Origin of the sequence: Acrocarpospora macrocephala (assembly GCF_009687865.1) — a bacterium.
GTDB lineage: Bacteria > Actinomycetota > Actinomycetes > Streptosporangiales > Streptosporangiaceae > Acrocarpospora > Acrocarpospora macrocephala.
On record NZ_BLAE01000037.1, the window covers coordinates 80163 to 94522 of the forward strand.

Annotated in this window: 15 protein-coding genes; 8 read left to right on the forward strand and 7 right to left on the reverse strand. The window is 68.9% G+C overall.

All coding sequences use genetic code 11. The features are described from left to right. Positions 1–3: 3 nt before the first annotated feature. Positions 4–1470, reverse strand: coding sequence for an AAA family ATPase (locus tag Amac_RS30910; protein ID WP_155357944.1), 1467 nt, complete (start codon positions 1468–1470; stop codon positions 4–6). A 111-nt stretch (positions 1471–1581) separates the two neighbouring features. On the opposite strand from Amac_RS30910, the gene Amac_RS30915 reads away from it, so the two are divergent. After that, entirely contained in the window at positions 1582–2010 is a 429-nt protein-coding gene (locus tag Amac_RS30915) for a DUF3592 domain-containing protein (protein ID WP_155357945.1), read from the forward strand. Positions 2011–2025: 15 nt separating this feature from the next. On the opposite strand, the gene Amac_RS30920 is transcribed toward Amac_RS30915, so the two are convergent. Continuing rightward, complete coding sequence (locus tag Amac_RS30920; protein ID WP_155357946.1) at positions 2026–2733, reverse strand: TetR/AcrR family transcriptional regulator; 708 nt, start codon at positions 2731–2733, stop codon at positions 2026–2028. Positions 2734–2857: 124 nt separating this feature from the next. On the opposite strand from Amac_RS30920, the gene Amac_RS30925 reads away from it, so the two are divergent. Continuing rightward, complete coding sequence (locus Amac_RS30925; RefSeq protein ID WP_155357947.1) at positions 2858–3805, forward strand: NAD(P)-dependent alcohol dehydrogenase; 948 nt, start codon at positions 2858–2860, stop codon at positions 3803–3805. Positions 3806–3867: 62 nt separating this feature from the next. Here the strand turns inward: Amac_RS30925 and Amac_RS30930 are convergent, their stop codons facing one another. From Amac_RS30930 to Amac_RS30950, 5 genes are all read right to left on the reverse strand, one after another. Then, positions 3868–4467, reverse strand: a complete 600-nt coding sequence (locus Amac_RS30930; protein WP_155357948.1) for a DUF305 domain-containing protein — start codon at positions 4465–4467, stop codon at positions 3868–3870. A 114-nt stretch (positions 4468–4581) separates the two neighbouring features. After that, positions 4582–5868: a DUF1996 domain-containing protein gene (locus Amac_RS30935; RefSeq protein ID WP_155357949.1), complete on the reverse strand. Its 1287-nt coding sequence runs from the start codon at positions 5866–5868 to the stop codon at positions 4582–4584. A 410-nt stretch (positions 5869–6278) separates the two neighbouring features. Further along, entirely contained in the window at positions 6279–7028 is a 750-nt protein-coding gene (locus Amac_RS30940; protein WP_155357950.1) for a lysophospholipid acyltransferase family protein, read from the reverse strand. A gap of 32 nt (positions 7029–7060) precedes the next feature. Next, a complete protein-coding gene (locus Amac_RS30945) occupies positions 7061–9076 on the reverse strand; it encodes a thiamine pyrophosphate-binding protein (protein WP_246268819.1) in 2016 nt (671 codons plus the stop codon). After that, the gene (locus tag Amac_RS30950) at positions 9073–9846 is read right to left on the reverse strand and encodes a cyclase family protein (protein WP_155357951.1); all 774 of its coding nucleotides are present in this window, start codon (positions 9844–9846) and stop codon (positions 9073–9075) included. The genes Amac_RS30945 and Amac_RS30950 overlap by 4 nt, the downstream gene beginning before the upstream one ends. A gap of 202 nt (positions 9847–10048) precedes the next feature. Here Amac_RS30950 and Amac_RS30955 point away from each other — a divergent pair, with 202 nt between their 5' ends. The 6 genes from Amac_RS30955 (at position 10049) to Amac_RS56520 (ending at position 14336) form a co-directional block, all read left to right on the forward strand. Continuing rightward, positions 10049–10324: a hypothetical protein gene (locus tag Amac_RS30955; RefSeq protein WP_155357952.1), complete on the forward strand. Its 276-nt coding sequence runs from the start codon at positions 10049–10051 to the stop codon at positions 10322–10324. A gap of 12 nt (positions 10325–10336) precedes the next feature. Beyond that, the gene (locus Amac_RS30960; RefSeq protein ID WP_246268820.1) at positions 10337–11704 is read left to right on the forward strand and encodes a sensor histidine kinase; all 1368 of its coding nucleotides are present in this window, start codon (positions 10337–10339) and stop codon (positions 11702–11704) included. After that, positions 11701–12363: a response regulator transcription factor gene (locus Amac_RS30965; protein ID WP_155357953.1), complete on the forward strand. Its 663-nt coding sequence runs from the start codon at positions 11701–11703 to the stop codon at positions 12361–12363. The genes Amac_RS30960 and Amac_RS30965 overlap by 4 nt, the downstream gene beginning before the upstream one ends. 93 nt (positions 12364–12456) lie before the next feature. Then, positions 12457–13179, forward strand: a complete 723-nt coding sequence (locus tag Amac_RS30970) for a GVDTG sorting domain-containing protein (protein ID WP_155357954.1) — start codon at positions 12457–12459, stop codon at positions 13177–13179. A gap of 2 nt (positions 13180–13181) precedes the next feature. Next, on the forward strand, positions 13182–13763 hold the full coding sequence (locus Amac_RS30975; RefSeq protein WP_155357955.1) for a class F sortase: 582 nt from the start codon (positions 13182–13184) through the stop codon (positions 13761–13763). 426 nt (positions 13764–14189) lie between these two features. Then, a complete protein-coding gene (locus Amac_RS56520; RefSeq protein WP_170322754.1) occupies positions 14190–14336 on the forward strand; it encodes a hypothetical protein in 147 nt (48 codons plus the stop codon). Positions 14337–14360: the final 24 nt, after the last annotated feature.

Below are 14360 nucleotides of genomic sequence, written 5' to 3' on the forward strand. Positions count from 1 at the left end.
CGCTCACCGGTCCTCGTACAGGTCGGAGAGGGTGACCAGGTCGACTTCGCCGTTGTCGCCGGAGCGAACGAGGTCGTCGGTGAAACCTGTGGCGGAGAAGCAGATCAGGCGGGTTTGGGTGGTGTCGTAGCGGGCGTTGTGGGGGAGTAGGTCGCGGATGTGGCGGAGGCGGTCGAGGTGGGCTATGCCCATGGTGTCGCCCCATTTGGCTTCGCCTATGGCCAGGAGTGGGGGTTTTGCGCCGTCGGCGTGGCCGATCGCGACGACGTCGAGTTCGTGGGTGGTGCGGTTCGCGGGGTCGTTGACGGTTCCGGCGGTGACCTCGACGGGCCAGCCGCCGAAGCGGTCTTCGGCGAAGTGCAGGGTCCAGTCGCGGCAGAGGCGCTCGAAATGGGGACCGAGGACGTTGCTGGTGAAACGCTGCGTGGCGCGCTGCCAGATGCGGTCGGTGGCGGTGGCGCGCATGAGCTGGGGCCAGAACGGTCGCATGATCGTGTGGTAGAAGGTGAGCAGGGGTTCTTTGATCCGGAAATTGGTGCGGTTGCCGCGGAAGGCGTCGGTTTCCCGGACGATGAGGCCCGCGTCCTCCAGGACCGTCAGCGGATGCGAGAGGTCGCCGCTCTTGCGGCCGACATAGCCGGCGATGCCGCCTCGACCGTTGTTGCCCTCGGCGATGGCGGCGAGCACGGAGTGGTACATGGCGCCATCCCTCAGGTCGGGTTCCTCGGCCAGCAGATAACGCGCCTCCAGGAACATGGGACTGCCGGGCGACAGTACGGCCCGGACCACCCAGTCGTCGAAATCGCCGAGATCGCGGGGGCGGTCGTAGCGGATCATCTCGGTACGGTAGGCGGGCGTGCCGCCGACGACCGCGTGCACGAGCGCCGCCAGGCGGACGTCCTCGATCTCCCAGAAGCGGCGTGCGAGCCGGTAGTCGAGGGTGTCCACCGGCAGATCCAGCGACGCCCGCCCGCGAAGCGGCGCGTTGCCCGACAGCAGGCGGCCCATGAACGACATGGCCGAGCCGCACAGCAGCAGCCGGGTCCGCGATTCCACGCGCTCGGCCCGCCGGGGCGCGTAGGCCCCTTGAATGATCGACGGCAGCGCGGGATGAGCCCGGGCCAGGTACGGAAACTCGTCGATCACCACGGGGATCGCCCGATCTCTGCCGATCCGCAGCAGCGCGTCGATGGCGGTCGCCCAGTTCGGCAACACGAACGGAACCACCGGATCCAGATATCTCGTGAGCGCCGCACCCAGCGACGCCAGGGATTCGGCGTCCGTGGCCTCCTGCGCCGAGAAGTAGAACCCGCCCGCCTCCTGGCACAACGATTCGAGAAGGAAGCTCTTGCCCTGCCGCCGACGGCCGGAGACCACGCCCAGCGTCGCCCCGGGCTGCTCATCGCTCGCGAAACGCACCAGGGCCGCCCATTCGCGGTCCCGGTCGAACATGTCCGGCGGCTTGCGCATCCACACTCCAGCTTTGAGAAATACAGTTATGATAACTGTACTTCTCAAAGAACATCGCTGGTCAGGCCTGGCTGATGCCCCGATAGGGGCCGAAGGCCGTAAAGTCGGCGGATGGTGTGGCAGGTTCTGTTCGCGGTCATGATCGAGTTCCTGGGGCTGCATCTCGTCGGCCGAGGGCGGGAGGTCGTCGCCGTCGCGCGCGGATTCCTGGGCCGCTCGGTGACCGGTGAGGGAGAGGTCGTCCGGTTACGTATGAGCCGGGAGGGCGTGCCCCAGAAGCCCCGGTACAGCCACGTCTACCATCCGGTGCTGCGGTTCGTGACGGCGGATGGCGTACGGGTCGAGGCGGAGTCGCCCGTCGGCGCCAACCCGGCCCCCGCCCAGCCGGGAGACGTGGTGGCCATCCGGTACGACCCGGCCGACCCACGCCAGGTACGAATCGACGACCTACGCGGCCGAGGCACCCTGGTCGGCGGCATCCTCATAGGACTGGGCGTCACATTCCTCACGGCGGCACTCGGCTTGCTCATCCTGGGCTGACGGCCCTTTGAACGATCACGCGGACCCGTTCCGGTGGCGGCGTGGGGGCTGGTGGATCTGGTGCAGTCCCAGGGGTGCGGGCGGAGGCAGAGGTTCGGTGTGGCCGGCCTGGAAGGACTGGAGGAGGTAGGTGACCAGGCGTCGGGAGGCGGCCAGGGAAACCTGCTGCGACTCTCCGACGATCCCGCTGTTGGCCAGGAACAGAAGGATGATGTCGGTGTGGTCAAAGTCGTCGCGTAGCCGCCCGGCGTCTTTGGCACGCCGCACCAGCTGGGCGAGCTCCTTTTCGGCGTGGGTGCGTTCACGGTCGTAGTCGATGGCGTCCGGGAACTGGGAGAGGAACGCGCCGGTGAAGCCTCGGTCGGTGGCCTGCATGGTGCACAGCTTGTCGATGGCGGTGCAGAATCCGTGCCAGGGGTCGGGGTCCTCCAGCGCCTCGTCGAGGACCGCGACGCAGAGGGCGAGTTGTTCGGCGAAGGCCTCGGTGACGAGAGCGGCGCGGGTGGGGAAGTGCCGATAGAGGGTGGCGGCGCCGACTCCGGCGCGGCGGGCGATCGTGGTGAGGGGGACGTCGATTCCCTGGGTCGTAAACGCCTCGCGGGCGGCTGCAAGAATGCGGTCGCGATTGTGCCGGGCGTCGGCGCGCAGCCGTGTGGCTGCGGCGGCCGGAGGGTGCTCGTCGGCGGGTGGCCAGCCCGGTTTCTGAGAGGGCTGAACAGGCATATCTCTCACTTTAGCGCAAATGGACGGTGTCGTCCGTTTACGGGATTAGCTTGGTTGAGCGAGCGGCAACATCCTTTTCACTCGCCGCTCCCCCAGACAGAAACGGGACCAGACCGTGAACGAGATGCGCGCAGCCCTCTTCGACCGATACGGGCCTCCGGATGTGCTGTATGAGGGCAAGGTGCCCGTGCCAGAGGTCAAGCCCGGCCAGGTGCTGGTCCGTGTCCACGCGGCCAGTGTCAACGGCGGCGAGCTGGCCGGCCGGGCCGGGAAACTGCGGCTGGTGACGGGGCGCCGCTTCCCCAAGCGCGTGGGGATCGACTTCGCCGGCGAGATCGCCGAGGTCGGCCCCTCGGTGACCGGACTGCGGGAGGGGGAACGGGTGTGGGGATTCCTGGGGCGGAGGTTCGGCAGCGCGGCAGAGTACGTGACTGTCCGGCCCCGGCAGATAGCCCTTGCCCCCGGCAACCTCACCCTGGTGGAAGCCGTCTCCCTGCTGGCGGGCGGAACAACCTCGATCACCGCCCTGCGCGACAAGACCCGCCTCCAGTCCGGCGAACGTCTCCTGGTCCGCGGCGCCAGTGGCGGTGTCGGCAGCGTCGCAGTCCAGCTCGGCAAGGCCTTCGGTGTGCACGTCACCGCTCTGGCGGGCCCGAAGAACCTCGACTTCGTTCGCGATCTGGGCGCAGACGAAGTCCTGGACTACAACAGGACCGACCCGTCCGCGCTGGGCGCCTTCGACGTCATCATGGACACCGTCGGCACCCAGCACCCCGCCTACCGCCGGCTGCTGGCTCCGGGCGGACGCATGGTGGCCATCGCATTCGATGTCGAGAACCTCCTTACCAGCGTTTCCTACATCCTCGGCTCGACCGTCCACGGTTCCCGGCGGGTGCGTTTCTTCAGCGGCAATCCCCGGCACGAGCTGTTCGCCGAACTGACCCGGTACGCACAGAACGGAGACATCCGTCCCGTCGTGGACACCGTTCACCCTTTGGCTCGCATTGCCGCCGCCCACCGCGCCTTGGAGGCCGGCGGCGTCCGCGGAAAGCACGTCATCCAGGTCGTTTGACCCGCCGTGGCCCGCTATCCCGGGATCCGGACGCGCAAAGCCTGGATGAACCAGTCCAGCACTCAGTTCAGGCTGGTCAGGTGGTTGAGGGTGGCGAGTTGGGCGGTTCTGGACTTGACCATGGTGGTGGCGAGGATATGGGCCGCGGGGTCGGTGCCGGATGTGCCCTCGGCTTTCGAGATCAGGGCTACCTGTTCGAGGTGGCCGCGCAGGTGGGCGATGAAGAGGCGGGTGAAGGCCGGGCCGGTGATGGGGGTGATCATGGTCAGGTCGGTTTTGGTGACCATGCCGGGCATGTCGTGGCCCTCGTGGGGGTTGGCGCCGGTGATGCCGGCGCGGGTGAGGATCTCGCGGAGGGCGGGGAGTTCGGCGCGGTGGGCGGTGCCGACCTGGGCGGCCAGGCGGGCCAGGTCGGGGTCGGTGACGCGGCCGGGGGCCTGGTCGAGCAGTTGGAGGAGGCCCTCGTACATGGGGATCATGAGCTGGGCCCAGGCGATGTCGGTGGCGTTGAGGGTGCCGGTGCTCAGGGGGTCGGGGTTGAGGGTGGCCGGGTTGAGGGTGGTGGTCGCCACCGGCGGCGGGGCGGAGATCTGGGGGGTGTCCGCCGCCGGTGACGGGGCGCAGGCGGCCACGAGGAAGGACAGGATCAGCAGGTTTCGCATCGAATGTCCTTCCTCGCGCCGTCGTTCAGAGGGTGCTTTCGGATAATCACCGCGAGCGATTGCCGTTAGGCGGATTCTTTCGGGCAATCGAGCGGATGCCGTTGGTCGGGGTTGTTATGGGGTGCCGTTGGCGCCGCACTTGATGATGGGGCGGATGCAGTCGCGGACGCGGCGTTCCATTTCGGCGACCGGCCAGGCGTTGAAGAAGTCGCCGTGCATGGTGTAGCCGGGGCCGGAGGCGAGGCGGAAGCCCGCTGGGTTGCCGTTGACGGGGTAGCGGAGGACCTGGCGGAGTTTGGGGACCGGGACGGGGTGGGTGGCGGGGCAGTCGCCGTTGACCGGGTAGGCCATGTGGCTCTTATGGTCGGGTGAGTCCAGCGTCGTGCCGTTCCAGCACTGCGGGAAGTCCAGGTACGACTCCAGCATGGTGCCCGCGGGGCAGGTCACGAAGTCCTTGCTCGGCGGCACCTGCCCGGCGTGCAGGCAGGACCAGCGGGCGGTGGAGCTCGCGTCGGGCGCGGTCGCCTTGGCGTTGCCGGCCACGATCCGCAGGCCCAGCGGGATCGGCTGGGTCCTGGCGATCACGTCGTCCCGTACGCCTTCGCCGAGGTAGTAGAAGGTGGTGCCGGTCGGTTCGACGGGCACGTCGTTGACGTACAGGGTGGGCACCCAGTACGAGGACAGGTCGATCGACGGGTTGCAGTTGCTGGGCGCGTTCTGCAGGTCGGTCAGGGTGGTGAAGGCGTTGGTGACCGTACTGCCGAAGAAGCTGTGCATGTGCGAGCCGCCGGGCAGGTTGGGGGCGACGATCGGGTCGTCGGGCAGCCGGTGGCTGAACGGGCAGTCGGCCAGGAATTCGGCCACCCGGACGATCGGGCCGCCGCCTCCCCCGCCGCCGGGGCCGTTAACCTGGAATTCCCACAGCGAGACGCCGTACGCGGTGGCCTTGGCGGTGGCGTGCAGGCGTACGTAACGGCCGTTGCCGTTGACGTTGTACGTCTGGTTTCCGCCGGCGCCGTTGGTGACGGTGTGGATGGTGGTCCACGTGTTGCCGTCGGGTGAGGTCTGGATGGTGAAGGCGGTGGCGTACGCGGCTTCCCAGTTGAGCACGATCTGGTTGATGGCCTGGGCGGAGCCGAGGTCGACCCGGATCCACTGCGGCACGGAGAAGGCGCTCGACCAGCGGGTGCCGGGGTTGCCGTCGACGGCGGCGCCCGCCGGGGTTCCGGCGTTCTCGACGGAGGAGGCGAGCGTGGGGCGGCCCTGCGAGAGCACCGCGGCGGCGGCCTGTTGCGTCGTGACGAACAGGCTGGTGGCGAGCATTGCGGTGATGGCGGCGATCAGGGTGGCCAGGCGTAGGCGGGTCCTGCCCGGGACACGGGCGCGGAAGGACATGGTCATGCGAGCTCCAGGCATGGGCGGAACAGCCAGGGGGACACACGGGTCGCCGCCGCGTGCTGAGCCCGAGGCCGATTCCTCGGGAGGGCGAATGTCGGGGAGCGCTCCCTGCACGCAAAATGTCCCCTCTGCCGCACACTTATGTCAAGAGTTAACTTAACTCTGATGTAATACGACGAGCTCTTTGCAGCGGTCCAAAACTCCTGGGGAGAGCGCTCTCCGGACCGCGTTCACGCGGGGATATTTGCCCTTTGACATGGACTTACAGCGAAATATCCATCCCGTCGCACCACCCGTCGCCAAGCGTCAGGAGAAATCTTGACGTGCGATGAATGCTAAAGAACGGCCGGTTGACACGGCCGAAACCTCGCGTCACCCTGGTCGAGGGAGCGCTTTCTTCATGATCCAGAACGTCAGTCGCGCTTGGCCTCGCGGGCCTCGCGTTCGGCGGCGTCCAGCGCCTCGGCCTCCTCGGGGGTGGGGGCGGAGCCGCCGAGATGGGCGGGCTGCCACCAAACGCCCTCGGGGATCTCGGCGTATCCGCGCTGTGCCTTGTCCACCATCTCGGACATGCGCCGGCGTAGCTCGACGGTGTGGGCCTCCATGTCCTCGCCGCGCTTGGGGTGCATCGGCTCGCCCACCATGATGGTGATCGGGATGTGCCGCTGGGCGATCGCGCGTTTGCGGCCCTTGGTCCACAGCCGCTGGGTGCCCCACAGCGCGACGGGGATCATCGGCGAGTTGGTGGCCGCCGCCATCCGGACCGCGCCGTTCTTGATCTCCTTGATGGTGAACGAGCGGCTGATCGTGGCCTCGGCGAAAACGCCGACCACCTCGCCCGCCTTCAGCGCACGCAGCGCCGCCACATACGCCCCCGCGCCCTCGGCGCGATCGACCGGAATATGGTGCATACCCCGCATCAGCGGACCGGAGATCTTGTTGTCGAAGACCTCTTTCTTCGCCATGAACCGCACCAGCCGCCCCGACGGGCGGGCGGCCAGGCCGGCGAAGATGAAGTCCAGGTAGCTGATGTGATTGCTGACGAGCACGGCGCCGCCGGTCGTCGGGACATGCTCGGCGCCGACGATGTCGATCCGCATGTCGAGCACCCGGAACATGGTCCGGAGGGCCCCGATAACCGGGGGGTACACAATCTCAGCCATGCGAGCACCGTAACAGTTCAATGACCCCCGGATCAGTGACCACGGAACGCCTCCTCCAGCCACCACGACCCGCGATCCGCGGCCACCTTCGCGTCGACCAGCAACGGCCGCTCGCGCGGGCCCTTGAGCCACTCGGCGACCCCGTGAAGATCTTCTTTCGCCCGTACGGTCAGCGCGTCGCAGCCGAAACCGCGGGCGATGGCGGCGAGGTCGGTGGGCGGGAACGTGACCGTGCCGAGCGGGAATCCGTCCGGGCCGAAATGGTGGACCTCCGCGCCGTAGGCCTCGTCGTCGTACACGACGATCACCATGGGCAGGCCGAGGCGGACCACGGTCTCCAACTCGGCCACGCCCATCAGCGCTCCGCCGTCGCCGAGCGCGGCCACCGGGAGGCGGTCGGGCCGGGCCAGCGCGGCGCCGATGGCGGTCGCCAGGCCGAGCCCGATGGACTGGAAGGCCTGGGTGAAGACGAACCCACACTCGTCTGGGACGTCCATGAACATGGCTGGATATCCCATGAAATTTCCGGAATCGGTGGCGATGATGCGCTCATCGGGCAGCAGATCGTCCAGCCCGATCGAGAGGGTCCGCGGGTCGATGCGGCCCTTCCTCGCCGAATCAGGTCCGGCGATTCCTCTGTCGATCCGGCCCTTCCTCGCCGAATCATCGTGTCCAGCCATTCCTGTGTCGATCCGGCCCTTCGTTGGCGGATCATCGTGTCCGCCGGGCACCGATGCCGGGTGGGAGCCGGCACGCCCGTCGGCTTCGTCCGGATCGCCTTCCCTGGGGGTTCCCCAGTCCTCGTAGGGCACGTCGCGCCAGCGGCCTTCGCGGGCGAGGCGCTCGGCCAGGCCCGGGGAGCGGTAGCCCATGCGGAAGGTGGTCACGTGGCGGGGATCAAGCCGGGCCAGCGCGTGTTTTGCCGTCTCGGCCACGTCTCCGACGACGCCCAGGGTCACCGGCCGGTGGGCGCCGATCGCGTCGGGGTCCTGGTCGACCTGGACGACGGTGGTGTCCGGGCCGATCAGGCTGCCGTGCCGCATCGTCCACATGTTGAGCGCGCAGCCCCAGCCGACGATGAGGTCCGCGTCCTGGATCAGCTCGACGGCCAGCGGCGTGGCGAACCCGCCGCTCACATCCAGGTCCCAGGTGCTCCCCCGGAACAGCCCTTTGGCGACAGCCGACGTGGCGAGCAGCGCGCCTACCCGATCGGCCAGCGCCACCAGCTCCATCCGCGCCCCGCGCGCCCCCCGCCCGGCCACGAACACCGGCCGCCGCGCGGCGAGCAACACGTCGACGAACTCGTCCACACCGCCGAACTCGGGCCTAAGGACCCCAGAATCACGGACCCCGGAATCACCGGCTTCGGAACCGGCGCCCGCAAAACCACCGGCGCCCGCAAAACCACCGACTCCCGAACCACCGGCTCCCGAACCACCGGCGCCTGGAACGCCGACGTCGGAAAGGCTGATGGAGCCTTCCGCAGCGGAGCGGGCCCCGGCCTCCGGGGGAATTCGCGAACCGGCCGCCGTCGCGAGCGCTTCGATCTCGGGGAGCTCCCGGGCGGCAGAGGCCGCCTGGACATCGAGCGGCAGGTTGAGGAGGACCGCTCTGCCGGAACACGCGATCCAATAGGCCCTGACGGTGTCCTCGACTGCGGTTCCAGCGGAAATCCTGATCGTCAGGGCTCCCACAGCGGTGGCGAGGGCCGCTTGATCCACGTAGAAGTTCGAGCGTGGCGACGTCACCTCTCCGGCCAGCAACAGGAGCGGCGTGCGGCTCTTGGCCGCTTCGGTGAGACCGGTCAGCGCGTTGGTCAGCCCCGGCCCCTGATGGACGGTGACCACGCCGACCTCGCCGCTCATCCGCGCGTACGCGTCGGCCATCGTGACCGCGCCACCCTCATGCCGGGCCGCGACGAACCGCGCACCCCCGTCCACCAGGGCGTTCGTCACATGAAAATTGCCACTGCCCACCACGCCGAAAGCGGTCCGCACTCCGAGGCGGGCCAGCGTGGCCCCGACCGCCCCGGCGACGTTCACGATCATCTCTCGACGAGGGCCAGCACCCGCAGCGGACTGCCGGAGCCCCCGACGATGGGCAGCGGCGGGGCCACGACCACGGCGCCGGTGGCCGGCAGCCGGTCGAGGTTGCGCAGCTGGGTCAGGCCGTACTTGCCCGCGCCGAGCAGGAAGGTGTGGCACGGGAACGCGGGGTCGAAGGAGTGGGCCGCGCCCGCGTCGGTGCCGACGGTCTCCACGCCGACTCCGGCGATGGAGGTCTGCTCGGCGAGGTAGCGGGCGCATTCCACGGAGATGCCCGGCGTGTGCGGGCCGCTCTCGTTGGCGTTCAGGAATTCGGCCTGGTCATGGGCGTACGCGTCCCAGCCGGTGCGGTAGAGCAGCCAGCCGCCGTCGGGCAGCGCGCCGTGCTCCTTCTCCCAGGCGGCGACGTGGTCGACTTCGAGCAGGAAGTCGGGGTCGGCGGCCGATTGGGCGGCGAAGTCGAGCACGACCGCCGGGGCCAGGAAGCGGGACGGCGGGACCTGGGAGACGTCCTCGCCGTCGCGGGCGGTGACCCAGTGGATGGGGGCGTCGAAGTGGGTGCCGGTGTGCTCGCCGGTGGCGATGTTGTTCCAGTACCAGCCGGGGCCGCGGTCGTCGTACCGGCTGATCTCCTGGAGCGTGAACGGGATCGTGTTGCCGAACGGCTCGGGCAGCATGAGGATCGGGGTCGAACTCGCCAGTGGCGCGGTCAGGTCGATCACCTCGATCGAACCCCCGCGAATGCCCGCCACCAGATCCCGCAAAACCGACATGATTCCTCCGATTGTGCTTATGGCCGCGCCTCCGGCACGACGGGCTGGCCACTCCGAGCCTGTGTCTTCCCGCGCCGTTCCAGCCAAGCCAGGTGCTTGTCCCCGATCTTCCTACAGCCGATCGGCCACGGTATAGCCCAAGATGAGAGTCTTCTCATCCTGGCCTCAGGTTGGGCTCCTGGAGCGCGGCGAGGATGGCGGCATGAGTCGCCGGATATCGGTTGTGGTGCTCCTGGCGGGGGCGGTCGCCGTCGCGCTCGCCTTCGTCGGAATCGTCTGGGCGGCCGGGACCGGCACCCCTGACCTGGGCGGTCCCGTCGTCGTTCCGGCGGCGACCGCCAGAACGACTGCTCCCTCGAAGCCGACACCGGGGACACTGGACCCTGTATCGACTAAGCGCGCGGATCCGGTCAAACCTCCACCGCCGCAGCAGGGTGGGGACGACGATGATGACGACGATGAGGGCGATGACGACTGATCGGCTCGGCGGGTGAGCGCCCGCGCCCGGATCGTGGGCTGGATGTTGCTGCTGGTCGCGCTCGCCCTGTCCGTCTCCCTCTTCGCGACCTGGACGATCCTGCTGGGCCGCCTCGACGACCGGGTGAACGAGGAACTCCACAACGAGACCGAGAAGCTCCGCTCCTACGCGGAGAACGTGGACTCCACGGGCTGGACGGTCTCCGAGCTCCTCGACTCCTACCTCGCGGTCAACGTGCCGGACCGCTGGGAGACCTTCTTCACCCTGGTCGACGCCCGCCCCGACTCGATCTCCGGCGTCCCTGCCCCGGTGCGGCTGGACGAGGACGAAGCCCTCGTGGAGATCCTTGGCGAAGCCACGGTGCCCAGGCCCGGGCGGTGGCCGAGCGCCGCCGGTGAGGTGCGTTACGCCACCATTCCGGTACGGATGACCGGCGACGACCGCAGCGGCCATTTCGTGGTCGCCGTCTTCTACGACCTGCACCGCGAGGAAGTGGTCGAATCCGTGCGCGTGCTCGCCTTCACCGCGCTCGCGGCGCTCACCCTGGCGGGCGGGGCCGGCTGGTTCGTGGCGGGCCGCGTCCTGGCCCCCGTCCGCCTGGTACGGCAGGCAGCCGCCCAGATCACCGATTCATCCGACCTGACCCGGCGGCTCCGCGTGTCCGGAAACGACGACGTGGCCGCGCTGGCCGCCACCTTCAACCACATGCTGGACCGGCTGGAGCGGGCGTTCGCCGCGCAACGCGAGTTCGTCGACGACGCCGGGCACGAGCTGCGCACGCCGATCACCGTGATCCGCGGGCATCTGGAGCTGATGGGCGAGGACGACCAGGCCGAGACGCTGGCCCTGGTCACGGACGAGCTCGCCCGGATGAACCGCATCGTCGATGATCTGCTCACCCTGGCCAAGGCCGGGCAGCCGGACTTCCTCAGCCCCGAGGAGGTGGAGCTGGCGGATCTGACGGTGAGCGTGGTGGCCAAGGCGCGGGCGCTCGGGGATCGGCGGTGGCGGGTGGAGGAGGTCGCCGAGGAGCGGGTGCTGGCGGATCGGCAACGGCTGACGCAGGCGCTGGTACAGCTCACGGCGAACGCGGTGCGCCATACCCGGGTGGGTGATCTGGTCGCGGTGGGGTCTTCTGTCCGGGACGGGCTGGTACGGCTCTGGGTGCGGGACAGCGGCCCCGGGGTTCCGGCCGAGGATCGGGAGCGCATTTTCGAGCGGTTCGTGCGGGGCGGGAGCCGTACCGGGGAAGGGGCCGGGCTGGGCCTGGCCATCGTGCGGTCGATCGCGGAGAGCCACGGCGGCACGGTCAAGGTGGAGGAATCCCCCGGCGGCGGAGCCCTCTTTGTCATGAAATTTCCGTGTAAGGAGGTTGGGTGAATCGCATTCTGATCGCGGAGGACGAGGAAAGGATCGCGTCCTTCCTGGAGAAAGGGCTGCGCGGGAGCGGGTTCGTGACGACGGTGGTGAGCGATGGGCTGGCCGCTTACGAGCACGCGCGGACGGGGGAGTTCGACCTGCTGATCCTGGACATCGGCCTCCCACTGAGCGACGGCTTCACCGTGCTGCGGCGGCTGCGAGAGTCCCGGATCGCGATCGCGGTCATCATCCTGACCGCCCGGGACAGCGTCGTGGACACGGTCGCGGGCCTGGAGGGCGGCGCCGACGACTACCTCTCTAAACCCTTCGCCTTCGAAGAGCTCCTCGCCCGGGTACGGCTCCGCCTGCGCGCCGACCGGCTACCCGAGGTGACCGTGCTGAAAGCGGGCGACCTAGCCCTCGACCTGCGCACCCGCCGCGCCCACGCAGCCGACCGCTCGATCGACCTCTCCACCCGCGAATTCGCCCTAGCCGAAGTCTTCTTCCGCCACCCCGACCAGGTCCTGACCCGCGAACAACTCCTCAGCCACGTCTGGGGCTTCGACTTCGACCCAGGCTCCAACGTCGTCGACGTCTACGTCCGCTACCTGCGCCGCAAACTCGGCCACGACCGCATCGAGACCGTACGCGGCACCGGCTACCGCCTCCGCGCCGAGTGAGAACCCTCTCACCAACCCCTCACGGTCACCCCACCCCACCCCCGAATCCTGGAACCAGCCGCGAAAAGCGGCCCAACCTTCCAGGAGCCCACAATGACCGAAACCTTCCGCCCCACCCTCCTCGCCGTGGCCCTCGCCCTGGGCCTGACCACGACCACAGCCGCGATCACCTACCCCGCCCAGGCGACCCCCCTCTCCGCGATCACCGCCGACGATGACGACGACGACCGCGAAGACGACGACGATGACGACGATGACGACGACCGATCTCGCGGTGGTTCGGACGACGATGACGACCGCAGGCCCCAGGGCGGCGTCGACACCGGACTCGGCGCCACCACGGACGACGATGACGACGACGATGACCGACCTAGCGGCGGCGTCGACACCGGACTGGGCGCGACCCAGGACGACGACGATGACGACGACGACCGCCCCAGCGGTGGCGTGGACACCGGCAAGGGCGGCACCACCGACGATGACGACGACGACCGCCCCAGTGGAGGCGTGGACACCGGCAAGGGCGGCACCACCGACGATGACGACGACGACCGCCCCAGTGGAGGCGTCGACACCGGCAAGGGCGGCACCACCGACGATGACGACGACCGGCCCAGTGGCGGGGTCGACACCGGCAAGGGTGGTGGCGCAGGGCTGAGCGACGACGACGAGCAGCCGAGCGGCGGCGTCGACACCGGGCTCGGCGGGACTGCCGACGCCGGGACGTCTCCGCTGGTTCCGCTGGGGCTGGCCGGGGCGGCCATGCTCGCCGGTGGCGGGTTCTGGCTGCGCCGCAAGCTCAGCGCGGAGAGCTGACGATGAGCGCCCTGACCGTCAGAGGCGGAATGACCCTCGCCGCCGCCGCGCTCCTCACGATCGGCTGCGGCGCCACCGCCTCCGCCGACATCCCCGCCGAAATCCCCCAGACGGTGTCAGTGCAACCCGCGGCCGCCACCCGGAAGGACGTCGCCGACCCGGTACGCCTGAGCATCCCCGCCATCGGCGTCTCCACCAAGGTGATCGCCCTCCCCCTGGACCGCAAAGGCCGCCTGGTCGCCCCCCGCCAGTTCGACCGCGTCGGCTGGAACAAGGCAGGCCCAGAACCCGGCGAGAAAGGCGTAGCGGTCATCGCGGGCCACGTCGACTCCAAAACCGGCCCCGCCGTCTTCTACCGCCTCCGCCAACTCGCCAAGGGCGACCGCATCCACGTACATCGCAAGGACGGCACCAAGGTCACCTTCACCGTTCAGCGCGTCGCCCGCTACCCCAAGAACCGCATCCCCAACACCACCGTCTACACCGCCAAATCCGGCGCCCACCTCCGCCTGATCACCTGCGGCGGCACCTTCGACCGCTCCCGCGGCAGCTACCGCGACAACATCGTGGTCTTCGCCCGCTGACCACACCCGGGATCGCCGACACGACACAGCGTCGGCGATCCTTCCGCATCCGGCGCCCACCTCCGCCTGATCACCCGCGGCGGCACCTTCGACCGCTCCCGCGGCAGCTACCGCGACAACATCGTGGTCTTCGCCCGCTGACCACACCCGGGATCGCCGACGCGTCGGAGATGCGAGCAGACGAACAGCGTGTGTCGCTCAGCGTGTGTCGCTCAACTTTGCCGTGCGACCCGCCACAGGATGCGAATCTTTGCCCCAATGTGTGCCGTGGATTTGCGTTCCCTCGGGTTATCCCTACCGATCGCGTGGTTGCGTAGAAACCGAACCGCGCGCCGTTATGGCGATTCCCGGGAAACCATTGCGACGCTCCGTCGGCCCCAGGGCGAGCCCCAGGGCCGGAGACGAATCCGTTACGGAGTGATTCTCATGATCCGAGCACTCGGAACCAGCGTCCTGCTAGCGGTGATCATGCTCACCACAGCGACCCCGAGCCTTCAAAAGGACTGGGGCGATGACGGCTGGGACGACGATTGGGACGACTGGGACGACGACTGGGACGACTGGCGCTTCTAGGTCGTCCGGCGCACGACACTCCCG

Bases quoted from the DNA above. Each gene is read 5' to 3' on its own strand.
- Amac_RS30915 (WP_155357945.1), top strand. From the start codon at position 1,582: ATGGTGTGGCAGGTTCTGTTCGCGGTCATGATCGAGTTCCTGGGGCTG.
- Amac_RS30930 (WP_155357948.1), bottom strand. From the start codon at position 4,467: ATGCGAAACCTGCTGATCCTGTCCTTCCTCGTGGCCGCCTGCGCCCCG.
- Amac_RS30925 (WP_155357947.1), top strand. From the start codon at position 2,858: ATGCGCGCAGCCCTCTTCGACCGATACGGGCCTCCGGATGTGCTGTAT.
- Amac_RS30940 (WP_155357950.1), bottom strand. From the start codon at position 7,028: ATGGCTGAGATTGTGTACCCCCCGGTTATCGGGGCCCTCCGGACCATG.
- Amac_RS30935 (WP_155357949.1), bottom strand. From the start codon at position 5,868: ATGACCATGTCCTTCCGCGCCCGTGTCCCGGGCAGGACCCGCCTACGC.
- Amac_RS30970 (WP_155357954.1), top strand. From the start codon at position 12,457: ATGACCGAAACCTTCCGCCCCACCCTCCTCGCCGTGGCCCTCGCCCTG.
- Amac_RS30955 (WP_155357952.1), top strand. From the start codon at position 10,049: ATGAGTCGCCGGATATCGGTTGTGGTGCTCCTGGCGGGGGCGGTCGCC.
- Amac_RS30950 (WP_155357951.1), bottom strand. From the start codon at position 9,846: ATGTCGGTTTTGCGGGATCTGGTGGCGGGCATTCGCGGGGGTTCGATC.
- Amac_RS30920 (WP_155357946.1), bottom strand. From the start codon at position 2,733: ATGCCTGTTCAGCCCTCTCAGAAACCGGGCTGGCCACCCGCCGACGAG.
- Amac_RS30945 (WP_246268819.1), bottom strand. From the start codon at position 9,076: ATGATCGTGAACGTCGCCGGGGCGGTCGGGGCCACGCTGGCCCGCCTC.
- Amac_RS30910 (WP_155357944.1), bottom strand. From the start codon at position 1,470: ATGCGCAAGCCGCCGGACATGTTCGACCGGGACCGCGAATGGGCGGCC.
- Amac_RS30975 (WP_155357955.1), top strand. From the start codon at position 13,182: ATGAGCGCCCTGACCGTCAGAGGCGGAATGACCCTCGCCGCCGCCGCG.
- Amac_RS56520 (WP_170322754.1), top strand. From the start codon at position 14,190: ATGATCCGAGCACTCGGAACCAGCGTCCTGCTAGCGGTGATCATGCTC.